This window comes from Loigolactobacillus binensis (assembly GCF_005405165.1).
Lineage (GTDB): Bacteria > Bacillota > Bacilli > Lactobacillales > Lactobacillaceae > Loigolactobacillus > Loigolactobacillus binensis.
In genome coordinates this window covers 45,733-70,207 of the sequence record NZ_BJDN01000010.1, presented here as the reverse complement: position 1 = coordinate 70,207, position 24,475 = coordinate 45,733, and the positions used below count along the sequence as shown (strand labels likewise).

Sequence of the window (24,475 nt, the reverse complement as noted above, 5' to 3'; positions counted from 1 at the left end):
AATTCTATTAATGATTAATTAGACAAAAAAATAGCACTAAATCAGTCGCCTATATACTGATTTAGTGCTATTTTCACTAATTAAATTTCGTTAGATTTGTTTTTTTATGACCTATTCTGATAATAATATTTTTTATATTCTGAAAGTCACGCCAACTACCAAGATCAGCGAAATGATAAAGTGGCTGTCCCGACGCGACTGCGGTTACCCGTCGATTGGTCAGCACTAAATCATAATCATGGCCTGGTTGATAAACGGTCACCTCAATTAACACCTGACCCGCCATTTGCTGTTGGAGCTTATTGACCACTAGATGCACTAGCGCATCGGTCAAATCCGTTTCAATGCCAATCGTGATCTCTTGTGTTTGTTGCCCAGCAAATTCAGTAATGACTAATAATAAGCAACGCCGAAAATAGGCCTCATTTTTAAGGACCAGCTGTCGCAGCTTGACACATGAGGCATTTTTTAAATGCTGCAAAAGCCGTTGCACTGATTGCTGTATTTCATGGGTAAAATAAAATGTGCGATAATAAGCGGTCTGCTTAAGCGTAAATTTATTTAATTCCCCAGTAAAAAGATACGGCCGAGTTAACGTATCAAATAGTAGCTTGGAAAAGCTAAACGACCAACGCTCCGGCTGAATCGCCAAGCTTTGGCAAACGGACTGGTTAAAGGCCAGTAATAATTGACTCAACTCTGTATCGTTATGCGTATAAATATCGGCAAACTCCCATACCAAGGCCGCCTGACTATTAAAAACCGTCATACTGATCAACATGGCGAACAACGCTTTGGTCTCAAAGACTGCCGCGGCATTATCCATTTGACCGAATAACTGACGATAATTAGCACTCATTTGATCGAACAGAACATTGTTACGGCTTAATTCAGTTATTGCTGCTGGCAAACGGCGATCCGGCCGCAAAGTGGTCAATTGACGCTGTAATGAAATCGTGATCCACAATTTGATTCGCGCTGCCGCCACTGTGTTGAATTGATAAGCAAAGCGCTCTTCTAAAAGCTGAATATATTGCTCATGTAAAATATTTGTTTTGGTGGTCGTCAGCGGAAGCAAGCTAAATAATTGATAATAAAAATAGCGTATCTGCAGTTCAGTACCACACAGTACTCCCTGTTTGATAACCAAATTAAATTCCGTCAGTAAGAGATTCAATTGCTTGACGTGACGATAAAATGACGCCTCACTAATCGCCAATTCACGGCTAAACTCTGCTAAAGTAACTTTACCTTTACGATAGAGCAGTAGGAGTATTTGATAATTAATTGCGTTACGCAGCGCCTGATCACAATATAATTCATCTAACGTGATCTGACCAATTAATTTCAGATCAAGTTGCTGAGAATGTATATTTAATTTAATTAGTCCACGCTTAATTTGCGGTGCTAAAAGCTGCTTTAATTGTAAAATGTAACGATTCAGCGATGATAAAGAAATTTCCAGATCCTGGCTTAACTTTTGCTTACTAATTGCCCCATCGGCCAAATAAAGGTCTTCTAACAATAACACCAATAAGCGATCAGGCTTATCAAGCAAATCCGCTTTAAACATTTTAACTCCTTTCTGCGCTTAATGAAGCGTCCCGTTTTTTGATAAGCTATACCAACCATAACAAGCGCGCACGGCCGAGCATAAAGAATCTAGATTCTGTTTGACCTGCAGTTACAAGATAGGCTTATCCGTAAGCGCTAACTTTTTATCTAAACTAAGCTTAAATTTAATGTACGACTATTTTTTTGCTAAAACTTGAAGACTTTATGAAGGCGCTGCCTGCGAAAACCTAATCAGCAACTAAAATAAGCGACCAGGACAAAAGTCCTGATCGCTTATTTTTTTGAATTTTACTTGCGGCAAAAGCTTGGGTTCATGTGTCAAATGTAGTTACACTTACCTACAAAAAAACTAGCAACCAAAATTGCTAGTTCATTTTATTACTTTATTTAACTGCATCTTTTAATGCTTTACCAGGTTTGAATGCAGGTACTTTGCTGGCTGGAATTTCAATTTCAGCACCAGTTTGTGGGTTACGGCCCTTACGAGCAGCACGGTCACGAACTTCAAAGTTACCAAAACCAATCAATTGAACCTTTTCGCCTTTTGCTAATGTATCTTGGATCGAACCAAAGACAGCATCAACAGCAGCAGTTGCATCTTTTTTAGTCAAACCAGTTTGGCTAGCGACGTTTTCGATTAATTCAGCTTTGTTTGCCATAGTGAATGTCACCTCCTGAGCAACAATTAGACAGATGTCTAAAATAAAATGAGTACTGCATCAAGCAGTTCTGAAATAATGAACAACGTCATCATTTCTGAATCAAAGATATCATAGGAACGCCTTGATAGCAAGGTTTTTTCACATTTTTAAGCGCTTTTTCCATAAAAACCGGCAAATATGAGAATTCTCTTCATAAATCGATGTTTTTATTGACAGAACAAGCTTTACGCTACTTCCGTCGCCGTACAATGATATGGATCGGAGTTCCTGAAAATTCAAAAGCATTCCGCAGTTGATTTTCTAAAAAACGTTCATACGAAAAATGCATCAGATCCGGATCATTAACGAAAACAATAAATGTCGGTGGCTTGACGGCAACTTGGGTTGTATAGTAAATTCGTAGTCGTTTCCCATTGGAAGATGGTGTTGGGTTAGTTGCAATCGCATCTAATAAAACATCATTTAAGGTAGCTGAAGGGATCCGTCGACTTTGATTTGCGCTAACCTTTTCGATCATTGCAGGTAATTGACTGAGTCGCTGTTTGGTTTTAGCCGAAACAAAGACGATCGGTGCGTAATCCAAATAAGCGAAGTTGGCCCGAATCGCTTGTTCAAAGTTATTCAACGAATGATTATCTTTTTTCAACGTATCCCATTTATTGACTACAATGATAATGCCGCGGCCGGCCTCATGGGCATAGCCAGCAATTTTTTTATCTTGTTCGCGAATACCCTCTTCAGCATTTAAGATCACTAAAACAACGTCAGAGCGGTCGATCGCTGACATAGCCCGTAAGACACTATATTTTTCTGCGTTTTCATAGGCCTTACCGCGTTTACGCAACCCAGCTGTGTCGATCATATTAAACTCAGTCCCATTAGCAGCCGCAAAGCGCGTATCAATCGCATCACGTGTCGTTCCGGCAACGCTAGAGACAATCACCCGATTTTCACCTAAAATGGCGTTAACCAGCGATGATTTACCAACATTAGGCCGACCAATCAGACTAAAACGAATTCGGCTTTCATCTTCAGGTTCAATATCAGTCGGAAAATGCTTGATGATCGCATCTAATAGATCACCAACGCCGATTCCGTGAACCCCCGAAACACCAATTGGTTCATCAAACCCTAATGCATAATAGTCATAAATATCTTGCCGTAGTTCTTGATTATCGACTTTATTAACTGCCAAAACAACTGGCTTATCAGAACGATAAAGAATCCGGGCCACGTTTTCATCCGCATCGGTAACGCCCTCACGAACACTAGTGACGAAAACAATCACGTCCGCTTCTGCAATCGCAATTTCTGCTTGTTCTTTGATCTGTTCAACAAAGGGCTGATCTTCAATATCAATTCCCCCGGTGTCGATCAAATTAAATTCGTGACCGAGCCATTCAGCCGAAGTATAAATACGATCCCGGGTTACCCCAGGGGCATCATCAACGATTGAAACGCGTTGCCCGGCAATTCGATTAAAAACAGTTGATTTACCTACGTTGGGCCGACCAACAATGGCAACGACTGGTTTTGCCATTCTATCGCCTACTTTCTAAATAATTTCCAGTTTGCTTCTATTTATGCCCTTAAATCTGCAATTCCTTGATCATAGCATAAATTACGGTAAAAGGACACCGTTAAGGTTTTACATGCTTCTTGGAAGCATAGAAAAAGAGATTGGCCAATGCCAATCTCTCCGCCTAGCACCGGTGATCAACTACTTTTGATCGTTATCAGTGCTGTGTTTTAATTCGTCACCGATCAAGTCGCCTAAGGTGAAGCCACCATCATCGTTATCTTGGTAACTAGAATTGTTATCTTGATAATGATTAGTTTCAGCCTTTGGTGCTGAATGGTTTTCTTCGCTAGATGGCTTTGGTGTCAAAGCTTTGATCGACAAAGCCAAACGATGCGCGTCTGGATTGACTTCAAGGACTTTGACCTTAACGTCTTCACCTTCCGAAAGAACTTCATTCGGAGTTGCAATATGTTGATGGGAAATCTGCGAAATATGCACTAACCCTTCAACACCAGGGAAAACTTCAACAAAGGCGCCAAATGTAGTTAAACGTTTAACTGTACCTTCCAAAACGCTACCAGCTGGTGCTTTTTCTTCAATACCGGTCCATGGTTCTGGCAAAGTCGCTTTGATCGACAATGAGATCCGTTCGCGATCAGCATCAACAGATAAAACCTTAACCGTTACTTTTTGACCAACCTTTAAAACATCAGATGGTTTTTCGACCCGTTCAAATGAAATCTCTGAAACGTGGACTAACCCATCAATACCACCAAGATCAACGAAAGCACCGAATGAAGTCAAACGAGCAACCGTACCTTCAACTGTATCGCCAGCCTTAAGTGTTGCCAAAACTTGTTCACGTTGTTCAGCCTTAGCAGCTTCAACGATTGCACGGTGTGATAAAATCAAACGATTTTCGCTTGGTTCAATTTCAATGATCTTTAATTCTAATTCTTTACCTTTATAAGCATTTAAGTCATCAACAAAATGATCTTGAATCATTGATGCCGGGATAAAGCCACGAACGCCAGCATCAACGACCAAGCCACCTTTAACAACTTCGGTAACTGGTGCAGTGATGTTTTCGCCAGCATTAAATTTGTCCTGAATTTCGGACCAAACTTTGCGGGCTTCAAGGCGCCGTTTCGAAAGTAAGTAGCTACCATTCTCCTTATCTTTGCCAATTGTCGAAATTACAACAAGATCAAGAACATCCCCGACCTTAGCAACTTCATTGATATCAGCAACCGGTTGGCTAGCTAATTCCTTGACGGGAACAACCCCTTCAACACCAGTACCTTGGATCCCAACGATTAATTGCTTATCATCGTCGATCGCCAAGATTTCACCTTTCACAATGTCACCGACTTTTACATCGTGAACGCTATTTAAAGCGTCCGCCATGGCATTTTTATTTTCAACTTGGTTTGTATTATCTTCGTCCATGCCAAAATCCTCCTTAACAGCTTGAAACTACATTATCTATTTTATAGTAAAATGGCTTGAATTGCCACAAAAAGCTGTTATTTATTCTGATCTTTCTGCTTTTCGGCCACAATTGTGATGATTTTCGCAACCACTTGTTCGATTGATAACGCTGTCGTATCGACCAATACAGCATCTTTTGCCTGGGTCAATGGCGAAATTGCGCGAGTCGAATCTTTTTTATCGCGAACTTCAATTTCTGTCTGCAAAACCGCTAAAGGCGTATTAATTCCCTTGCGCAGGTTCTCTGTATAACGACGTTGCGCTCGTTCCGCCACGCTAGCCACTAAGAAAATTTTAACCGCCGCTTGCGGTAAAACAGCTGTACCAATATCGCGCCCATCCATCACAATGTTTCCCTTGGCCGCGATTGCTTGCTGATGCTGAACAAGTTGGCGCCGAACACCTGCCAATGCAGCAACTGTCGAAACATTATTAGTCACGTCAGGTTGCCGAATTGCTTCTGTCACTTCCTGCTGATCAATAAAGACTTGCTGTTCAGGTTCCCCAGGCTTAAAGCTGATCGTAATTTGCTTTAACACCCGTAAAACGGCCGCTTCATCATTTAACGTAACTTTTTGGCACATTGCCGCTAAGGTTAGTGCACGGTACATTGCACCAGTATCACAATATGTATAGCGTAGCTGCTTAGCCACCAACTTGGCCACGGTACTTTTACCTGCTGATGCAGGCCCATCAATCGCAATTTGTACACCTAATGTCATTACCTAAACCCCTTATTCAAAAAAATCGAGATCGTGGCCCAAGCCCCAATCTCGTGATGACCAAATTAATTATTTAACACGTAACTTCTGTCCTGCGGTGATCGTACTCGTACTGGAAATTCCATTTAATTGTAATAATTCCGCTACAGTCAGTCCATTATTAGCTGCGATTCGATAAACTCCTTGCCCCTGAGTTACCGTTACATAGGTTGCATTCGCACTACTAGAACTACTGCTAGCCGCACTCGACGATGAAGCAGCGGTACTCGATGAAGCGGCCGTACTCGAACTTGTAGCCACAACACTGCTGCTAGTTTCAGCCGTACTAGAGGTATTAGCTGCTGTATCACTGGTCTGCTTACTAGTAGTATGTTTGGCCTTTGCTGACGTCTTAGTTGTCTTCTTAGCCGCCACCGATTCCTTAGCGCTACTGCTACTAGAAACTGAACTTTCAGTAGCAACTGGCCGGTTCATCTGATTCTGCCAGATCGTCCAGGCACCTACTGGCAAGGCCGCCAAAACCAATAGTGCAATCGTTAAAATCGTAACGAATAATGCATTACTTTTATCTTTACGATGGGTTGCTGCCCGCGACAAATTACCTTTGTCATCGCGGTCATCCTCAAAATGAGCGTCCCAGGGTTTCTCATCATTTAGTTTTTGATCTCGTTTACTCATCGATGCTCCTTCTTGCTCACCAAGCGTCATTGTTTAACAGGAAATAAGCCAGTGAGTACTAGCATGTGAGCAATTAACAATAGTCTTCCTGCCAAACCTTCAGCAAATATTGTAACATAATCTTATTTAAAATTCTTTAAGATTCGTTTAAAGCATTGTCGTTGGTGCAAAAATAGCAGCTAAGCGTGCCCGCCAGCTCGCAACACCCACCTTTATTTCTGATTCATCCGCTGCTCGCTGTAAACCTAAAGTGGCTAGCTGTGGTGGTTGGGTGGCATCACAGCAAGTTTCATCATGAATGATCGTTGTAGGATCTGCAAAATAATCCAAAATAAACTGACGCTTACACCCAGGCGTCTGTAAGAAGGCTAACATACTGCGTAGTGCCGCTAGTTTTTCAGCTCGCCGTTTAGCAAATAAATGTTGCACCGTTGTTTCGTCTTGGTGATGTTGCAGATAAAAACGCAGTAAGTCAATTTCTGGAATTGCGGCCAACGAAAACTTTTGGGGATGAGCAAAATATTGTTTAATCAACGCCGCATCCGGCAACGTATTAGTCGCTAAATTAGCCTGTAGTTGAAAGTCGCGTTCCTCATAAAGTGTGATTGCAATGCTAGCCTGACCATCACGGCCGGCTCGCCCAATTTCTTGCAGATAGCTTTCCAGACTACTAGGCAGATGATAGTGAATCACAAAGCGAACATCGGCTTTGTTGATCCCCATGCCAAACGCATTAGTTGCACAGATCAAGGCCAACTTACCGTGCATAAATTGCTGCTGCACGGCAAAACGATCCTGGCTGGTCATACCGCCATGATAGAAGGCAACCCGAGCAGTTACTTTTTTCTGCAATAAAGCGGTGATTTCTTCAGTTTTTTGGCGACTGGAAAAATAAATGATCCCTGGTCGTTTTAATTGCTGACACCAAGCCACTAATCGTTGCTTTTTTTCGATTTCATCGCTAACCTGTTCGCTGGCTAAATAAATATTGCGCCGATCAACCGAGTGAATGATCTGCTTAGTTGTGGTGGGGGTTAACCCTAATTTAGCTAAAATATCTGCCTGAACCCGTTTAGTGGCAGTAGCAGTCAAGGCCAAGGTCGCCTGTGGCGCAATTGCTGCCCGCAATGCTTTTAAGACCAAATAATCCGGTCGAAAATCAACGCCCCATTGGGAAATACAATGCGCCTCATCCACAACCAATAAAGCAACTTGTGTGCGCTGTAACTTTTGGCGGATCTGTGGTTGGTTGGCCATTTCTGGTGACAAAAAAACAAATTTATACTGTGCAAAGCGGGCCAAACTAGCCCGACGAGTTGCTGGATCTAAAGCCGAGGCCAACGCCAATACCCGCTTTTCACCTAAATAATGTAATTGGGCAACCTGATCCTGCATTAACGAAAGTAATGGCGATATCACCACTACTTGACCCGTTAATAAATACCCTGGCAGCTGATAACAAAGTGATTTACCAGTCCCCGTCGGCAAAATAGCAAAGGTATCTTGGCCGGCTAAAACAGCGCGGATGACTTCGCTTTGACCGGGTTTAAAGGCGGTGTACCCAAAGCGTTGCGTTAATACTTTTTTGATTTCTGCTGCTTCAACCATGGATCTTCCTCCGTTTGATTTGATATAAACGAAATTCAAAAAAACTAATCGGCGTTGTAGCTAATTGATCATAACGCCAAGTTTCCAACGGTTGCTGCGCAAACACAGTTGCTAATTTTTGTTGCGTCGGCTCAGATAAATAAGTTGCAAACGGAAAGTCGGCTAATAGGATCGCCGCTTCTAGTAAATGTTCCTTCAAAGTATTGATCTTAACCCGTCGTTTCTGACTGATCAGTGCCAATGAAGCGCCTTGATCCAGCAGATTCATGGTCACAGTTGCGCTCTGGCTAAGCGGACCACAAGCCAAAGGTCGCCACAGTGCTACCATCAAAGGAAAACGCATCGGTTGAGCAGTGATCAATCTTAGTAAATGATGACTAATGTCTTGCCGCACAAGCTCACCAGTCAAAGAACTCCAACCGGCTAGCTGATCAGCCTGCGCCACAGTTGCGCGTTGCACCTCGTGACCTAATAAAAACTGACTATAATAATCTGCTTGCTGCGCTGGTAAAACCGTTAGAAGCTGCTCCCACTCATGCTGCAAACGCTCCGCCATTAAACTAGCATCTTGCTGTTGAAGCCACTGTTTAACTCGCGATTGGGTCGCTAAGCTGACCGCCAACGGAAAATAACGACGATTATGGGCCTGTAATTCGGACACGACTTGGGTCGCTAGAAATAAACTGTTACTAAAATCACGACTATGCTGAAAACTAAAACCAGCATAGTGTTGCGGCAAAAAAATTTGATCCTGAACGGCTGTTTTAGCGGCAACACCAGCAGCAGTTAGACGCACAGCCCGTTTCTGCTGCTCCAACCACCCGGCTGCTAGTAGCTGGGCCAGTGCCTGTTGAAATTTTGGTGCCGCTAAATGCGGCAATAGTTGGTATAATGACAGTAAACCATAGTCAAGACCAGCATAAAGATTAGAAACAGTTCGTTTACCCTTGATCAGTGCTTGCAACGCCAGCGGACGCCGCCATTGACTTTGATCGAACAAATAAAGTAAATATAATTGATCGTCCATTTTTCCACCTTAAGGAGATTTTATCATGTATAGTCAGGTTCAACGTGAGCAATGTATTGCTTGTGGTTTATGTCAATTACGGGCACCAGAATTATTCGATTACGATACGGAAGGGATCGCCTTCTACCGACTTGATCATAATCAGGGCCAAGCGCCGATCCCCGCTGCACAATTAGCCGCCTTTAAACAAGCCTATCGGGCCTGTCCAACAGGTGCCATCAAGCGCCAAAATAAACCTTTTACCACCAAAAACTGAAAAAGCACGGTGCACCATAGGCGCCCCGTACTTAACTTAGCATCTACTGGTTACCGTAATCGACCAGTTCGTGCTAATTTTTTTAACGCCGCAACTTCTTGGGGCTGTAACGGGCGAGAATCGCCAGCAGTCAAACTATCTGTGGTTAAGAAAGCATAGCGCTCACGACTTAATTTCTCAACAGGATAACCCACCGCAGTCAGCATATCACGAACTTCATGATTCATTCCTTCGTGGATCGTTAAATTGACTAACGCGGTTTTTTTTGCGCGATCGCTGGACAGTAATTTAACCTTAGCCGGTGCCGTTTTCTTAGTCTTTAAGTCAACCCCAGCACGTAACTTTTTCAAGGCTTCCACGGTAGGAATTCCTTCGACCTTAGCCGTATATTGCTTTTCAATCCGGTACCGCGGATGGGTCAGTAGATTAGCCAACTCCCCATCGTTAGTAATAATGATCAATCCAGAAGTATTATAGTCTAAGCGCCCAATTGGGTATAAGCGTTCACTGACTTCAGGGAAAAAGTCGAGCACAGTTTTACGTCCCTTTTCATCATGGGCGGACGAGATAACGCGCCGAGGCTTATAAAGTAAAAAATACCGTTTTTGTTCAGTTGCTAAGGGAACCCCGTCAACTTCGACATGATCATGGGGTTCCACTTGGATGCCCATTGTTTTAACAACTTTACCGTTCACTTGAACGTGGCCGGTACTGATCAATTGTTCAGCCTTACGCCGTGAGGCAACACCGGCAGCAGCGATCACTTTTTGTAGTCTTTCCATTAATGATTTTCTTCCTTATCTTTTAATTGTGCTTCAAACTGCGCAAACAAATCAGAATCAGCGGCGGTCGTCGTATCAGCCACTGCCGTAGTTAACGGCGGTAGCGCAGCTAAAGATTCCAGGCCAAAATAATCCAGGAAAAAGGCACTAGTACCGTATAAAATTGGGCGCCCTGGTGCATTTTTACGACCTTGTTCTTCAATTAATTGGCGCAACATTAATCGCTGTAACGCACCGCCACTTTGGACGCCCCGAATTTCATCAATCTTAATACGCGTGATCGGTTGTTTATAAGCAATAATTGCCAAAGTCTCTAAAGATGCTTGACTTAACTTAGTGGTCAAAGGCGTTTCAAAATAGCGTTTGATCAAAGTTGCGTAAGCCTTTTTTGTCACTAACTTATACCGATCACCAAAATGAAACAACAAAAGTCCGCGCTGCTTATCCGCTGCTAGTTGCTCCGCAAAAGCCGCCAATGCACGTTTGATTGTTGCACGAGAAATGGTCAATAACTGATCTAATTCGTCTAAACTGATACCGTCATCGCCGGCAACATATAATAAACTTTCTAATTCTGCTGTGATGTTCATGCAATCTCCTCTTGCAAGGCAACCGTGATTGGCGCTAACGTTTGCGCTTGAAAACAAGCGATTTGTTTATTTTTCATTAATTCTAATACTGCCATAAAGGTGGTCACCATTTCTTCGATGGATGGTACTGCTGAAAGCAAGTGCATGAAGCTTAACTGTCCTTGACTACTTTGGCGCAGCGCCTGTGTGATCTGGGTAACCTTCTGGGCGATGGTGATCGTTTCTTGGTGAACCTGACGGATATGCGGCGCCTGTATCTGTTGTTGCCGCAATAAATGACTAAAGGCCGCTGTTAGATCAGCAAGTGCCACTGGCTGCTTAGGCATTGGAACCGGGGCAGCGCTAGCAAACACACTTGGGGCCTTACTAAAATAAGCCTGACGCGCCTGCTCATGGGCCTGCAACTCGGTTGCCGCCTGTTTATAAGCCTGATAAGTCAATAATTGACTGACCAATTCATCCCGCGGATCTTCGGTGATCTCATCCGGTTCAGCTGATTCTGATAATTCAGGTTGGGGCAATAGCCATTGACTTTTGATCCGCATTAACGTAGCTGCCATCACAAAATAATCACCAGCGATCTCAAGCTTGATCTGTTGCATTGAGTGTAGATAGTCCATATATTGTGACGTAATGGCAACAATCGGAATATCATAAATATTCATTTCGGAATCCTTGATCAAATGCAATAAAAGATCCAAAGGTCCTTCAAATTCAGGTAACTTAACCGTTAAGGCCACTAAACTCATCCTTTTTATGCCGCTGCTCCCACTTACCAATTAATGGTGACGTTGCGATCGTGCCCATCAATTTATAATTAGGATACAGTTGCGCTAATTCATTTAAAATCGTAAAACTATTTCCTTCATCCCGATCTGATGGGCTTAACGATAGATGGCGAACAATCAAATAATCTTTATTTTGTTCAACACCAACTACACCAGCAATATCACCGGTAGCGTTCTTCCACAAAAACAATTGCCGGCCCGTTTCGGTTTGGTACCACTGAATTTCCGCTTTTAGATGACCAACATCATCCAAGTCAGGAATAAAGGAGAGAAGACCCATCGCAATCTTCTCATAGTCCACTTTATACTTTAATAACATGCTAGACCTCCCAGCCCTTACCGTTCGTTTGTTAACCATAGCTATCCTATCATAACAATATTCCCGGTACAATACCACTCTCATGTTAGCTAGCACGACTTACAAAAAATGAGTTTAATGTCAAGCACGCGGATGGTAGCGATTGTAGACCTCACGGAGATGCTTTTGGCTAACATGTGTATAGATCTGGGTGGTGGAAATATCAGCGTGACCTAATAATTCTTGAACGACCCGCAGATCAGCCCCATTTTCTAATAAATGCGTCGCAAAAGAATGGCGCAGTGTATGCGGGGTAATATCTTTATTGATACCTGCTACCTGAACCATTTTCTTAAGATTCTTCCAAATGCCTTGGCGCGTGAAAGGACGGCCGTAATGATTAACAAACAGTATCGGTTCCGTTTGCCCTGGTTTCAAAAAACTAGGCCGGCTAGTTTCTAAATAGCGTTGGATCCAGTCAATAGCAACATCGCCGATTGGAATCAAGCGTTCCTTATCGCCTTTACCCAAGGTTTGGATCAAGCCTAAGCTTAAATGCAATTCAGCCATTTTCAAATGGGTCAATTCGCTGACACGTAAGCCAGTGGCATAAAGTACTTCGAGAATTGCGCGATCGCGAATGCCAATGGCGTTGGTCGTATCCGGTACAGCCAACAACCGTGTGATCTCTGCTTGGGACAGTACCTGTGGGAGGTGCTGCTGTTTTTTAGGTGAATCCACCTGCTGCATTGGATCAATGGTCAACTGTTCAGTTTCCACTAAATACCGATAAAATTTACGTAGGCTGGAAACCATTCGAATCACACTATTATTGGCCATTTTTTGTTGTTTCAATGTTGCCAAAAAATTAAGGATCACAAAACGATCCTGATCAAAATCAGTTAACTTTTGTTGCTGTAAATATGAACTAAATTTAGTTAAATCACGGGTATAACTGCTAACCGTGTTTTGGGCTAGGCCTTTTTCTACTAATAAATAGCGCTTAAAATCGGCCATTTGATTGGTCATAACATCCAATATACGTCAACTCGCTTATTGCTTCTTTGTTTTAGCAGCCTTAGCCTCACGATTACGCCGCTGGCAATCAGCACATAATCCTTGAAAAGTCAGCTTATGATCCTGAACTTGAAAGTGATACTGTTGTTCAACTAAACGTTCAACATCATGTAGTAGATCCTCATGTACTTCTTCGATCTTTCCACATTGAACACATTGCAAATGGTGATGAAAGTGATGTTGTGGTCCTTCACGGCGCAGGTCATACCGAATCAAACCATCGGTAAAACTAACCTTATTAACGATCCTTAAATCAGTTAAAATTTCTAAAGTCCGATAAACGGTCGCTAAACCAATATCCGGCGTCGATTTTTTAACTAATAAGTAAACTTCTTCAGCACTTAAATGACCTGTCTCATTTTGTAATAAGGAAACGACCGTTGCTTCCCGTTGAGGTGTTAGTTTAAAACCCGCTTGATGCAATTGCGCTTTAATCTTTTTAACGTATGCCTGATCGACCATGTAGATCCCCTCACTTTTACTCACATCAATTATTTACTGTTCAATCTGCGCCACTAAAATTGTTTCGCCAGCAACCTGCTTGACCACGCCAGCCTTCATCAAATGACCTAACGCCCGCTTAAATTGACCCTTACTAATACCAAAATACTGTTTGATCGCATCCGGACTGCTTTTATCCGTATAAGGCATTTTCTGACCAGGTTGATGTTGTAAAACTGCTAAGATCATTTGCGCATCATCCCCAATTGCTTCATAGGCGCGGGGCCGTAAAGATAAATTTAAAATCCCATCTGGCCGTACCCCGATGACGCGTGCCTTAACGTGTTGGCCTAAGCGTGGCTCAGCATCACGTTCACTAGGATGGATAAACCCTAAATAATGTTCCGCAGTAAAAACATAGCTGCCAACCACTTTTAAACGATAGACAGTACCGTTAATATTGGCATTTTTTAATGAAGGTGCTGCCTTTTGGGCCATATGCTGGAATCGTTCTTCATCAGCAAGCCGTCCCCATAAACGCTCCTTATCGTCAACTTCCAGACTGACTAATAAATAATCACCTCGCGCCGGCCAAAGTTGTTTCATAGTTGGGAGCTCGTCTAAGGAAACGACCACGTCTTTATTAGGTAGACCGATATCAACGAAAACACCGAGATCATGACGCACGGCAACAACCGGAGCAAAGTCGAAGCGCCCAATTTGTACTCGGGGAATCTTAGTGGTGAGCTGTAGGTCGTGATCTTCATTTTCATAGGCAAAACCGGTGATTGCGTCGGTCACCTTATGAATTTTTTCCAATTCACTTTTGGCGATCCGGTAAGTAAAACCTTCTCGCTGTGCAAAATAATAATCTTGATTTTCGTCGGTGATGGTCACCGAAATCTTTTGGCCAATTGCCTGTTTTGCTGTCATAATAACTCCATTCTTAAAATATAAAATTTAATCAATTTATTTGATCAATGATAAAGATTGCATTACTTGAATAATCACAAAGGTCATCCCTGAAGCGATCACCGGACCAGCCGCAATACCTTTAAACAAAACTACACCCATGATCGTTCCAAAGACTAAGGCAACGGTGATCTCCGGACTTTGTGCGAGTAAACCGACCCCTTTACTGGATAAAATTGCCACTAAAATACCACAGGCCACAGCGATAAACCCGACCGGCGATTTAAAGGCATTAAACAGATCCTTAAACCCGATCTGACCCGTAGCAATCGGGACCAAAATTGCCACTGAAATTACCGTGACGCCCCAATTAATACCTTTAGCTTGGATCGTGGTTAACAGTTTTTGTGTGTGGGGAATCAATTTTAATGCTAAAACAACCACCGCCGCAATCACCAACGATTGATTTTTACCTAAAAAAGCGACTAGCAAAATAATCGCTAAAAATAACCAACTTTCCATGGGTCCTCCCTAATACTGAAATTAAAATCACTGATCACTGTTAATTACCAAGCCAAAATCGCCTGCAAAGCTGTAAAATCTAAATACATTTTTTGCGACCATTTTGCCAAACTTAGCCATTCTCAGATTAATCATAGCACAAAAAAAAGCCATCGTGTCAAACACGACGGCTTTAATTCAAAAATTACATTGCGTTAGAAGCACCACGGTAGATGATCCCACGACGAGAATCAACGGTGATCACTTCGTCGTCAGCAATCAATGAAGTTGCGTCAGTTGCACCAACGACAACTGGGATACCCATTGCAATACCCACAACGGCCGCATGGCTAGTCAAGCCACCAGCTTCAACGATCAATGCGCTTGATTTTTCAATTGCTGGTAAGTAATCTTTATCAGTTGTCTTAACAACTAAGATTCCACCTTCAACAGCTTTTTGATTAGCTTCAGCAGCTGAAGTCGCGATAACAGTCTTACCAATAACGGTTTGATCGCCAACACCTTGGCCTTCAACTAATTTTGAGCCGATCAATTGAATCTTCATAACGTTAGTTGTCCCACGTTCGCCAACTGGTACACCGGCAGTGATCAAGATCAAGTCGCCTTCTTTAGCGAAGCCCAAATCTTGGGCTTTTTGTGAAGCCAAGTTGAACATGTCATCAGTTGATGCAGGCTTGTCGGTTACGATTGGTTGAACACCCCAGTTAACGGCTAAGCCGCGACGAGTGCGTTCGTCAAACGTAATGGCCAAGATATCTGACTTAGGCCGATACTTGGAGATCATCCGGGCAGTGAAGCCAGATTCAGTCGCAGCAACAATCGTACGGATACCTAAGTTACGTGCAGTGTGGGCAACGGATTGACCAATTGCTTCAGTGACATCCGTTTTACTGAATTCCTTCAAAGCAAATGAATCAGCATCGACCATTGACTTTTCAGCGCGTTCAGCGATTTTAGCCATTGTCGCAACAGATTCAACTGGGTACTTACCATTAGCACTTTCGCCAGAAAGCATCGTTGCGTCAGTACCATCAAAGATGGCGTTGGCAACGTCAGTCGCTTCGGCACGAGTAGGCCGTGGGTTTTCTTGCATTGAATCTAACATTTGTGTTGCGGTAATAACGGGTTTGCCTAAAACGTTGCACATCTTGATCAAACGTTTTTGGATAATTGGAACATTTTCAACTGGAATTTCAACACCCATATCACCACGAGCAACCATCAAACCATCAGAAACCTTTAAGATCTCGCTGATGTTATCAATGCCTTCTTGGGATTCGATCTTAGGGAAGATTTGGACGTGTTCCATATGTTTTTCTTCTAATAATTCGCGAATATCTAAAACATCTTGTGCTTTACGAACAAAGCTTGCAGCAATGTAGTCAATGTCATGGTCTAAACCAAAGCGGATATCAGAGGCATCCTTTTCAGTAATACCAGGCAAGTTGATTGAAACACCAGGTGCGTTAACACCTTTACGGGAGCCAAGTAAGCCGTCGTTTTCAACTTCAACGACAAGTTCCTTGTTAGCTTCGTCTTTTTCAGTGATCTTCATGTCGATCAAGCCATCATCAAATAAGACATGCCCGCCAACCTGAACATCATCGTATAAACCTGGATAAGTAACCGCAATCTTATCCTTAGTCCCTTCAATAGATTCATCCATTGAAATACGTGTTACATCACCGGTTTTGAACGCAATTTTGCCTTCTTTTTCAACTGTAGTGCGGATTTCAGCACCTTTAGTGTCCAGCATAAAGCCGATCATTTTACCAGTTTCTTTAACTGCATCACGTGCTTGTTGCATCCGATCATCATGTTCAGCATGGTCACCATGTGAGAAGTTGAAACGGAATACGTTAGCACCAGCTTCGATCAATTTCTTAATTGTTGCTTTATCGGAACTAGCAGGACCAAGTGTACTTACGATCTTGGTTTTCTTCATAGGTAGAATCTCTCCCTTGGAATTTTTTATAAAAAGACATTAACGTCATTTTTACCTTGAATTAATACGAAATATTACTGTTTAAATCAAACAATGATAATTCGGCATGATGCTTGGAATCAAACAAGTCTAAAATGTCATGCGACACGATCTTGTTATTTTCGACACCAACTGCTAAGCCACCCTTACCTTGTAATAGTAAGTCAACTGCATAGGCACCCATTTGTGAAGCCATGACCCGATCCCGAGCAGTCGGTGAACCACCACGTTGAACGTGACCTAATACAGTAACCCGTGTATGGAAATCGCCAAACTTAGCTAATTCATCCGCAAATTCATCAGCGTGCATCACGCCTTCGGCTAAAATGATCAAGCTGTGTTTCTTACCACGATTACGACCGGCACGAATTTTATCCGCAATGGCCTGCATATCAAATTCCTTTTCGGGAACAATAATTGCTTCCGCACCACCAGCAACACCCGACCATAAGGCGATATCACCGGCACCGCGACCCATTACTTCAATGACAAAAGTCCGTTCATGACTAGTTGCTGTATCACGAATACGATCGACTGATTCCAATACGGTATTAACCGCAGTATCAAAGCCGATGGTAAAATCAGTGTAAGGGATATCGTTGTCAATCGTTCCTGGCAAACCGATTGCGTTATAACCATGTTCAGTCAAACGTAAAGCACCATGATAAGAACCATCACCACCGATAACGACTAACGCCTCAATACCAAACTTGTTTAATTGTTCAATACCTTTTAATTGACCCTCAACTTGAGCAAATTCTGGATATCTAGCTGAATACAAGAACGTCCCACCACGCTGAATCTTGTCACCAACTGAGGATTCATCCATTTTGAAGATATCCCCGGCAACTAAGCCAGCATAACCATAGTTAATTCCGTATACTTCTAATCCTTCGTGGATTGCTTTCCGAGTGACTGCACGAATTGCCGCGTTCATACCCGGCGCATCGCCACCACTGGTTAAAATCCCAATGCGTTTCATTTCTTCACCTCAGGCATTTTGATTAAGTTGTTAAAGCACAAACACTTGTACTCAAACCCAGACAATATCATACCACTTTTCAGAAAATATGTCTGCTTTATCTTTGAAATTTTCATCACAAATTAACTTTAAATCGTTTTCAATCACAGTGCTGGCAAGGATTGCGCTTTCACCACCACATTGTCTGCTCCTAAAACGGTCTTTAAGCGGTCAACCACCTCACTCGTCAGATCAATCCAATAAGCTTGATGCAACAATAATTTACGCTTAGTTGCTGGGTAAAATAACAATACCGGCGTTTGCCCCTTATTTTGTTGCAACAATTTTTGAACAGCAGTCGTTAATTCTTCCGTTAACCGTAGAAAAAGCATTTTTTGCGGCAATTGCTTAGCCAGCACACTGGCTGCCTGAACTTGTTCGGCGACTAATTGCAGTGCTCCCCGCTGCTCATCGGCCTTACCGGCTACATAAATAACCTGACCTTTTTCCAACCACTGACTGATTTGCCGATATAATCGCGGAAAAACCGTCACATCTAACTCTGCCGTAGGATCATTGGCCGTGATAAAAGCCATTTGCTCACCACGTTTAGTCCGAATCACCTTGATCCGCTTAACGAATAGCAAAACGGCCTGCCGCTTACCGATCACCAATTCACTGACATTCACAGTCGGTTTCAACCATTGTAAATTAGCGTATTTTTCCACTGGATGGCCGGAAAGATAGGCGCCTAAATAAGTTTCTTCTTGATCTAACTTTTCTGCTAAGGTTAAATCAGGAACTGCCTCTTCCTTCAAAGCCAACTCTTCGGCTAACAACTCACTTTGCCCGCTAAACGCCGTATTGGCGATCAACTGCGGCACACGCTTTAGTAAAGCACCACGATTGGGATTAAACTCATGAAAAGCGTCACTATAGATCAATGGTTCTAAATAACTCATACTAAGCCATTTAGCGTTGAGTTGTGCCAGGCGCTGTAGAAATTGTTCCAATGAAGTAAAGCGACCATTATTTCGCCGCTCAGTTAATAAATCAACGACAAATTGGCGGCGTAAACCCTTGATACATAACAACCCAAAAATAATTTTATTCGTCCGTTGGACAGTATAAGTCAACTGACTTTGATTGATGGCCGGCGGTAAAATCGTTAAATGCCGTTTTTTGGCCTCCGCCAAATAACTTTTGGTTTTAGTGGGATTACCGATCACTGAATTTAGTAATGCCGCAAAAAAAGCAGCCGGATAATGGGCCTTTAAATAAGCTAATTGAAAAGCCACCATACTATAAGCCACTGCATGGGAACGATTAAAGCCATAATCTGCAAAGCGCTCAATGTAATCATACATTTGCGTCGCAACATCTTGCGCGTACCCGCGGTTTTGTGCCCCGGTAACAAACTCGCTGCGCTTCGCGTCGATCACCGCTTTTTTCTTTTTACTCATAGCTCGGCGTAAACTATCGGCTTCACCTAAGCTAAAGCCACCCATGACGGCCGCAACTTGCATAACTTGTTCCTGATAAACTAATACTCCATAAGTCGGCGCCAAAATAGCAGCAACTCGTGAATCCGGATAGTCAGGTTCTTTTTGCTCATGCTTGCGCTTAATAAAAGTGGGAATATTCGCCATTGGTCCTGGTCGGTATAACGCATTGACCGCCACAATATCCTCAAAACCAGTCGGGTGTAATTCTCTTAGCACGTTTTTGATTCCCGCTGATTCAAACTGAAAAACGCCATCGGTATCTCCCTGTTGAAACAACGCAATCGTTGCCGTGTCGTTTAACGGAACTTGCGCGATGGGTAACACTTTACCAGTTTGTTGCTTAATTAAATTCAACGCGTTAGCCAAAATGCTTAAGTTACGCAAACCTAAAAAGTCCATTTTCAACAAACCTAAAGCTTCAACGTTACCCATCGGAAATTGGGTCAGCAGGATCCCTTCGCTGCCAGTTTGTAACGGTACATAATCAGTTAGATCCTGATCACTAAGTACGATCCCCGCCGCATGTGTCGAATAATGCCGGGGTAAGCCTTCTAACTTACAAGCGGTTGTATATAATAATTGATTCCGCGAGCTATCGCTGACTAAATTACGTAAACGTAGTGATTGCTGATAAGCAGTTTTTAGATCAATGTGTAACACATTGGGAATTGCTTTGGACCAATCGGCCAGCTCAAATTGAGTCAAACCCAACACCCGACCAACATCCCGTAACGCCTGCTTAGCCGCTAACGTCCCAAAAGTGATGATTTGCGCCATATGTTGCTGCCCGTATTTTTGATGGACATACTGTAACAACTGTTCCCGTTTATTATCCGGAATATCCAGATCAATATCCGGCATATTGTGCCGTTCTGGATTTAAAAAACGTTCAAATAACAAATTGTACTGCAGGGGGTCAACTTCAGTGATTGCTAAAGCATAAGCAACTAAGGCCCCAGCGGCCGAACCACGCCCCGGCCCGGTTAAAATATTGACTCGGTGGGCGTACTGCATCACATCCCAAATAATTAGAAAGTAATCATCAAAGCCCATTTTTTGGATCACGCCTAATTCATAATCTAACCGCTGTTGATAAGCAGGCGGGATCGTCCCCGCTGTAAAACGCTGCTGCAATCCTTGCTGGGCCACCTGCCGCAAAAAAGCGTGACTTGATTGCTCAGTTGGTACGGGAAATTTAGGTAGTAAATTATTGTGCAACTTAATGGTCAACTGGCTGCCTGCTGCCAACGTTGTTGTTGCCGTTACTGCTGCCGTTAAGCCGTTAGCACGATAACGCTCAGCCACAGAGCTGGCAGGCATTAAATAATGGGTCCCATCTGCTTGAGGCGTATCCGCTGCAAGTGTTGTGCCCGCCTTAATGTGCTGTAACACGGTAACGCTAAAAGCATCCTGTGCATCTAGGTAACGTACATCCTCTAAGGCAATCAGCGGTACATTACTTTGCTGACTGACCGTCTTTAACGCCGGAATATAAGGTTGTCCTTCTGGCTGTAAGCTAACGCCTAAATAAAGTTGTGCCGGTTGTAAAGCTTGCAATTGTTGAATGTACTGTTGTGCTTGGGTCAAGTCACTGGCAGCCAACAATTCAGGAAGTTCGGCCGCATACGCCGGTGTGATCACCGCCAAAGCCTGTAAATATGGCCGTAATTCATTTAACGACACTGGTGTTGTACTTGTCATTAAATGCGTTGATAATTTTAATAAAGCCTGATAACCGGCCTGATCAAGGGCATACACTAATAGCGGAGCCACTTGCTCAGTCGCCAATAATCCTTGGGGGGCAATCGTCAATCCTAAAATTGGCTTAATTGTCGCCGCTTGACAAGCATTATAGAAGTCGATACTGGCTGATAATGATTGAAAATCAGTTAAGGCCAACGCGGTATAACCCCGCTCCTGCGCACCTTTGACTAACTCGGCGATCGTCAACGAACTTTCAAGTAAACTATAGGCACTTTTTACTTGTAATTGAACAAAGGTCAACTCGCCACGTCCTTTCTGTCTTCCCTTTAATTATAACAAACGCCAACAGGTTCCCCTAATTGCTTGCCCAAGTTTTATTAGCGTCTCAGCGAATATCATTTTTATTAATTTCAGCATTGGCACGGCGGCTAAGTCATTGTTGATTCAATCCTTTAACTTAGCCGTAAATTATGCTAAAATCATCAAGGTAGAAAGAGGTGGCGACATGAAAGAAATTATCGTCGTGCTTTGGGCTGTGATCCTTGGTCAATTAGTTGGTTATATTGGTGCTGCCGTGACTTCATTGACCTATAGTCCAGTAACTGTGGCAATCATCTCGGCAATTTTCGGATTGATCGTTTGTATTTTACCACATATTATGGATACGAAATCAGCAACAAGTAAATAAAAAAGGCCGGCTCATTGCCGGTCTTTTTTGCTGTTTATTTTTCTGCAATAACTTTATTTTCAAAAACTAATTGCCCATTGATTAAATTGATATTAATGGTTGTGTGAGGCGCAACCCGGCCAGCAATAATTTCCTTGGCCAGCGGAGTTTCCACCTCACGGGTAATAAAACGCCGCAGCGGCCGTGCCCCGAAGGCCGGATCGTAGCCTTGATCAGCGATCCATTTCTTGGCACTATCAGAAATAGTCAAAGTTAATTCTTGTGCGTTTAACCGCTGACTAAGCTGTTGTAATAACTTAACGACGATGGTTTGCACATCACTTAGGCTCAACGGCGTAAACATAATAATATCATCGATCCGGTTAAGAAATTCTGGTTTAAACTTAGTTTGAATCAACTGTTGTACCTGCGTTTGACTGGCAGCAGTCAATTGGCCTTGTGAATCCACTCCATTCAGCAAGATCTCTGAGCCTAGATTAGAAGTCATAATAATGATCGTATTTTTAAAATCAACGGTTCGCCCTTGACCATCAGTTAGCCGACCATCATCTAATACTTGTAGTAAAATATTGAACACATCCGAATGTGCTTTTTCCACTTCATCGAGTAAGACGATTGAATAAGGATTCCGCCGCACGGCTTCCGTCAACTGGCCGCCCTCTTCGTACCCAACATAGCCAGGAGCAGCACCAACTAAACGTGAAACCGAAGCCTTTTCCATGTATTCACTCATATCAATTCGCACCATGTGGGACTCAGAATCAAATAAATTTTCCGCCAAAGCTTTAGCCAATTCTGTTTTACCAACTCCGGTAGGTCCTAAAAATAAAAATGATCCTAACGGCCGATTGGGATCTTGCAGGCCGGCGCGCGAGCGGAGCACCGCATCGGTGACGGCAGTGACCGCCTGATTTTGACCGACTACCCGTTGATGTAGGCTATCCCCTAAATGCAGTAATTTTTGGCGTTCTCCTTGTACTAGTTTTGCCACGGGAATGCCAGTCTCACGGCTGACCACCGCCGCAATCTCTTCATCAGTAACTGACTCTTGGACAAGCCAATCTTCCGGTCGATCTTGTTGTTCTAAATCAGCCAATTGTTTTTCCAATTCCGGAATCGTACCGTGTTGTAAGCGGGCCGCAGTTTCCAAGTCATATTGGCCTTGAGCATCTTGTAAGGCGCGCTTGGCTTTATCAAGTTCCGACTTTTTAGTATTGACCGCCGTGATATCTTCTTTTTCTGCTTCCCACTGCATCTTTAAATTATTGGCCTCTTCACGCAAATTACTCAATTCACCTTGTAAGTCCGCTAAACGTTTTTTTGAAGCCGTATCAGTTTCTTTCTTTAAGGCCGCCTCTTCGATTTCCATTTGCATTAATCGCCGGGTAACCTGGTCTAATTCAGTGGGTTGTGAATTCATCTCCACATTAATATTAGCACTGGCCTCATCGACAAGATCAATTGCTTTATCCGGTAAAAAACGATCGGTAATGTAGCGGTCTGATAAGGTTGCCGCCGCAACTAGGGCGTTATCATGAATGCGCACACCATGAAAAATTTCAAAACGTTCTTTAAGTCCCCGTAAAATGCTGATTGTATCCGCCACCGTTGGCTCTTGAATCAAAATTCGTTGAAAACGCCGTTCAAGGGCTTTGTCTTTTTCCATATACTGTCGGTATTCGTCTAATGTTGTAGCTCCAATCAAATGCAGTTCACCGCGCGCCAACATCGGTTTTAGTAAATTACCTGCATCCATACTACCTTCGGTTTTACCTGCACCAACAATGTTATGAATCTCATCAATAAAAAGAATGATCTGACCATCACTTTTTTTGACCGCCTTCAAAACACCTTTCAAACGCTCTTCAAATTCACCACGGTACTTTGCACCCGCAATTAAAGCGCCCATATCTAAGCTAAAAATTGTTTTATCTTTTAAATTATCAGGTACGTCTTTATTGACGATCCGTTGTGCAAGACCTTCAACGATCGCCGTTTTGCCCACGCCAGGCTCACCGATCAAAACCGGATTGTTCTTAGTTTTACGCGATAAAACGCGGATCACATTGCGAATTTCTTCATCCCGGCCAATGATTGGATCTTGATCGCCGGTCCGGACGGCCTTAACTAAATCGCTCCCATATTTTTCTAAAGCCTGATATTGTTCTTCTTGATTTTTTGAAGTGACGCGTTCACCGGCACGCATTTCCGTGATCGTTGCTTGTAGTTTTGCCGCTGTGATCCCAGCCTGCGTTAAAAACTGGGTCAACGGGTGATACTTTAGCGTCATTAACGCCAAGATAACACTTTCTGTAGCAATGAAATCATCCTCAAAACTGGCCCGTACTTGATCCGCGGCCTGTAAAACCTTATATAAATTCTGGCTCATATTTTGCCCGTATTGCACGTTGCCTTCAACTGCAGGGATCTCGTCTAATAACTGGTCGATCCGCGTTTCAAATTGGGCAAGATCAACACCAGTCTTTTCATAAATCTTACGACCTAATTGACCCGGCTGGATTAAAAATTTAAACAAATGCACAACATCAATTTCTTGATGTTTTCGGGTCACCGCAATTTGTTGTGCCTCTGCTAAAGCATCCTGAACTGCTTGGGTTAATTTTTCTGGATTCAAAGTATAACCTCCCTGTAAAGTAACAATGAAAAAATCGGCAGCACTAC

Annotated in this window: 22 protein-coding genes; 2 read left to right on the top strand and 20 right to left on the bottom strand. The window is 43.0% G+C overall.

Annotated elements, in window-relative coordinates:
- Window positions 1–76: 76 nt before the first annotated feature.
- The 8 genes from FFM78_RS06405 to FFM78_RS06370 all read right to left on the bottom strand — a co-directional run bounded on the left by FFM78_RS06405 (window position 77) and on the right by FFM78_RS06370 (window position 9,285).
- Window positions 77–1,573, bottom strand: a complete 1,497-nt coding sequence (locus tag FFM78_RS06405) for an AcpB/EbpR/MafR family transcriptional regulator (protein ID WP_137637615.1) — start codon at window positions 1,571–1,573, stop codon at window positions 77–79.
- Between the two features lie 385 nt (window positions 1,574–1,958).
- Complete coding sequence (hbs, locus tag FFM78_RS06400) at window positions 1,959–2,246, bottom strand: non-specific DNA-binding protein Hbs (RefSeq protein WP_223877021.1); 288 nt, start codon at window positions 2,244–2,246, stop codon at window positions 1,959–1,961.
- Between the two features lie 220 nt (window positions 2,247–2,466).
- A complete protein-coding gene (gene der / locus FFM78_RS06395; RefSeq protein WP_137637614.1) occupies window positions 2,467–3,777 on the bottom strand; it encodes a ribosome biogenesis GTPase Der in 1,311 nt (436 codons plus the stop codon).
- Between the two features lie 180 nt (window positions 3,778–3,957).
- Window positions 3,958–5,208, bottom strand: a complete 1,251-nt coding sequence (gene rpsA, locus FFM78_RS06390) for a 30S ribosomal protein S1 (RefSeq protein ID WP_137637613.1) — start codon at window positions 5,206–5,208, stop codon at window positions 3,958–3,960.
- A gap of 77 nt (window positions 5,209–5,285) precedes the next feature.
- Window positions 5,286–5,972 (bottom strand): (d)CMP kinase, encoded by a 687-nt coding sequence (cmk, locus tag FFM78_RS06385; protein WP_137637612.1) that lies wholly within the window; start codon window positions 5,970–5,972, stop codon window positions 5,286–5,288.
- 69 nt (window positions 5,973–6,041) lie between these two features.
- Window positions 6,042–6,650 (bottom strand): LysM peptidoglycan-binding domain-containing protein, encoded by a 609-nt coding sequence (locus FFM78_RS06380; RefSeq protein WP_137637611.1) that lies wholly within the window; start codon window positions 6,648–6,650, stop codon window positions 6,042–6,044.
- A 147-nt stretch (window positions 6,651–6,797) separates the two neighbouring features.
- A complete protein-coding gene (locus FFM78_RS06375; protein WP_137637610.1) occupies window positions 6,798–8,258 on the bottom strand; it encodes a RecQ family ATP-dependent DNA helicase in 1,461 nt (486 codons plus the stop codon).
- Entirely contained in the window at window positions 8,251–9,285 is a 1,035-nt protein-coding gene (locus tag FFM78_RS06370; protein WP_137637609.1) for a helix-turn-helix domain-containing protein, read from the bottom strand. Before FFM78_RS06370 ends, FFM78_RS06375 begins: the two co-directional genes overlap by 8 nt.
- Window positions 9,286–9,310: 25 nt before the next feature.
- On the opposite strand from FFM78_RS06370, the gene FFM78_RS06365 reads away from it, so the two are divergent.
- Window positions 9,311–9,541, top strand: coding sequence for a ferredoxin (locus FFM78_RS06365; RefSeq protein ID WP_137637608.1), 231 nt, complete (start codon window positions 9,311–9,313; stop codon window positions 9,539–9,541).
- Window positions 9,542–9,591: 50 nt separating this feature from the next.
- Here the strand turns inward: FFM78_RS06365 and FFM78_RS06360 are convergent, their stop codons facing one another.
- The 11 genes from FFM78_RS06360 to dnaE form a co-directional block, all read right to left on the bottom strand.
- Window positions 9,592–10,323: a pseudouridine synthase gene (locus FFM78_RS06360; protein ID WP_137637607.1), complete on the bottom strand. Its 732-nt coding sequence runs from the start codon at window positions 10,321–10,323 to the stop codon at window positions 9,592–9,594.
- Window positions 10,323–10,907, bottom strand: a complete 585-nt coding sequence (scpB, locus tag FFM78_RS06355) for an SMC-Scp complex subunit ScpB (RefSeq protein WP_171001854.1) — start codon at window positions 10,905–10,907, stop codon at window positions 10,323–10,325. Before scpB ends, FFM78_RS06360 begins: the two co-directional genes overlap by 1 nt.
- Window positions 10,908–10,909: 2 nt before the next feature.
- Window positions 10,910–11,662, bottom strand: coding sequence for a segregation and condensation protein A (locus FFM78_RS06350; protein ID WP_171001852.1), 753 nt, complete (start codon window positions 11,660–11,662; stop codon window positions 10,910–10,912).
- On the bottom strand, window positions 11,637–12,020 hold the full coding sequence (locus FFM78_RS06345; RefSeq protein WP_137637604.1) for an N-acetyltransferase: 384 nt from the start codon (window positions 12,018–12,020) through the stop codon (window positions 11,637–11,639). The genes FFM78_RS06350 and FFM78_RS06345 overlap by 26 nt, the downstream gene beginning before the upstream one ends.
- A 120-nt stretch (window positions 12,021–12,140) precedes the next feature.
- A complete protein-coding gene (gene xerD / locus FFM78_RS06340; RefSeq protein ID WP_137637634.1) occupies window positions 12,141–13,028 on the bottom strand; it encodes a site-specific tyrosine recombinase XerD in 888 nt (295 codons plus the stop codon).
- Between the two features lie 24 nt (window positions 13,029–13,052).
- Complete coding sequence (gene fur / locus FFM78_RS06335; RefSeq protein WP_137637633.1) at window positions 13,053–13,538, bottom strand: ferric iron uptake transcriptional regulator; 486 nt, start codon at window positions 13,536–13,538, stop codon at window positions 13,053–13,055.
- Window positions 13,539–13,571: 33 nt separating this feature from the next.
- Window positions 13,572–14,450 (bottom strand): CvfB family protein, encoded by an 879-nt coding sequence (locus FFM78_RS06330; RefSeq protein WP_137637603.1) that lies wholly within the window; start codon window positions 14,448–14,450, stop codon window positions 13,572–13,574.
- Between the two features lie 36 nt (window positions 14,451–14,486).
- Window positions 14,487–14,951, bottom strand: coding sequence for a DUF441 domain-containing protein (locus tag FFM78_RS06325; RefSeq protein ID WP_137637602.1), 465 nt, complete (start codon window positions 14,949–14,951; stop codon window positions 14,487–14,489).
- Window positions 14,952–15,135: 184 nt separating this feature from the next.
- Window positions 15,136–16,896: a pyruvate kinase gene (pyk, locus tag FFM78_RS06320; protein WP_137637601.1), complete on the bottom strand. Its 1,761-nt coding sequence runs from the start codon at window positions 16,894–16,896 to the stop codon at window positions 15,136–15,138.
- Between the two features lie 61 nt (window positions 16,897–16,957).
- The gene (pfkA, locus tag FFM78_RS06315; RefSeq protein WP_137637600.1) at window positions 16,958–17,917 is read right to left on the bottom strand and encodes a 6-phosphofructokinase; all 960 of its coding nucleotides are present in this window, start codon (window positions 17,915–17,917) and stop codon (window positions 16,958–16,960) included.
- Between the two features lie 143 nt (window positions 17,918–18,060).
- The gene (dnaE, locus tag FFM78_RS06310) at window positions 18,061–21,405 is read right to left on the bottom strand and encodes a DNA polymerase III subunit alpha (protein ID WP_137637599.1); all 3,345 of its coding nucleotides are present in this window, start codon (window positions 21,403–21,405) and stop codon (window positions 18,061–18,063) included.
- A 205-nt stretch (window positions 21,406–21,610) separates the two neighbouring features.
- On the opposite strand from dnaE, the gene FFM78_RS06305 reads away from it, so the two are divergent.
- Window positions 21,611–21,793, top strand: coding sequence for a YjzD family protein (locus tag FFM78_RS06305; RefSeq protein WP_137637598.1), 183 nt, complete (start codon window positions 21,611–21,613; stop codon window positions 21,791–21,793).
- 34 nt (window positions 21,794–21,827) lie between these two features.
- Here FFM78_RS06305 and clpB read toward each other — a convergent pair whose 3' ends face one another.
- Window positions 21,828–24,428 (bottom strand): ATP-dependent chaperone ClpB, encoded by a 2,601-nt coding sequence (gene clpB, locus FFM78_RS06300; protein ID WP_137637597.1) that lies wholly within the window; start codon window positions 24,426–24,428, stop codon window positions 21,828–21,830.
- Window positions 24,429–24,475 lie beyond the last annotated feature (47 nt).

Bases quoted from the DNA above. Each gene is read 5' to 3' on its own strand.
- FFM78_RS06405 (WP_137637615.1), bottom strand. From the start codon at position 1,573: ATGTTTAAAGCGGATTTGCTTGATAAGCCTGATCGCTTATTGGTGTTA.
- der (WP_137637614.1), bottom strand. From the start codon at position 3,777: ATGGCAAAACCAGTCGTTGCCATTGTTGGTCGGCCCAACGTAGGTAAA.
- rpsA (WP_137637613.1), bottom strand. From the start codon at position 5,208: ATGGACGAAGATAATACAAACCAAGTTGAAAATAAAAATGCCATGGCG.
- cmk (WP_137637612.1), bottom strand. From the start codon at position 5,972: ATGACATTAGGTGTACAAATTGCGATTGATGGGCCTGCATCAGCAGGT.
- FFM78_RS06380 (WP_137637611.1), bottom strand. From the start codon at position 6,650: ATGAGTAAACGAGATCAAAAACTAAATGATGAGAAACCCTGGGACGCT.
- FFM78_RS06375 (WP_137637610.1), bottom strand. From the start codon at position 8,258: ATGGTTGAAGCAGCAGAAATCAAAAAAGTATTAACGCAACGCTTTGGG.
- FFM78_RS06370 (WP_137637609.1), bottom strand. From the start codon at position 9,285: ATGGACGATCAATTATATTTACTTTATTTGTTCGATCAAAGTCAATGG.
- FFM78_RS06365 (WP_137637608.1), top strand. From the start codon at position 9,311: ATGTATAGTCAGGTTCAACGTGAGCAATGTATTGCTTGTGGTTTATGT.
- FFM78_RS06360 (WP_137637607.1), bottom strand. From the start codon at position 10,323: ATGGAAAGACTACAAAAAGTGATCGCTGCTGCCGGTGTTGCCTCACGG.
- FFM78_RS06350 (WP_171001852.1), bottom strand. From the start codon at position 11,662: ATGAGTTTAGTGGCCTTAACGGTTAAGTTACCTGAATTTGAAGGACCT.
- FFM78_RS06345 (WP_137637604.1), bottom strand. From the start codon at position 12,020: ATGTTATTAAAGTATAAAGTGGACTATGAGAAGATTGCGATGGGTCTT.
- xerD (WP_137637634.1), bottom strand. From the start codon at position 13,028: ATGACCAATCAAATGGCCGATTTTAAGCGCTATTTATTAGTAGAAAAA.
- fur (WP_137637633.1), bottom strand. From the start codon at position 13,538: ATGGTCGATCAGGCATACGTTAAAAAGATTAAAGCGCAATTGCATCAA.
- FFM78_RS06330 (WP_137637603.1), bottom strand. From the start codon at position 14,450: ATGACAGCAAAACAGGCAATTGGCCAAAAGATTTCGGTGACCATCACC.
- FFM78_RS06325 (WP_137637602.1), bottom strand. From the start codon at position 14,951: ATGGAAAGTTGGTTATTTTTAGCGATTATTTTGCTAGTCGCTTTTTTA.
- pyk (WP_137637601.1), bottom strand. From the start codon at position 16,896: ATGAAGAAAACCAAGATCGTAAGTACACTTGGTCCTGCTAGTTCCGAT.
- pfkA (WP_137637600.1), bottom strand. From the start codon at position 17,917: ATGAAACGCATTGGGATTTTAACCAGTGGTGGCGATGCGCCGGGTATG.
- FFM78_RS06305 (WP_137637598.1), top strand. From the start codon at position 21,611: ATGAAAGAAATTATCGTCGTGCTTTGGGCTGTGATCCTTGGTCAATTA.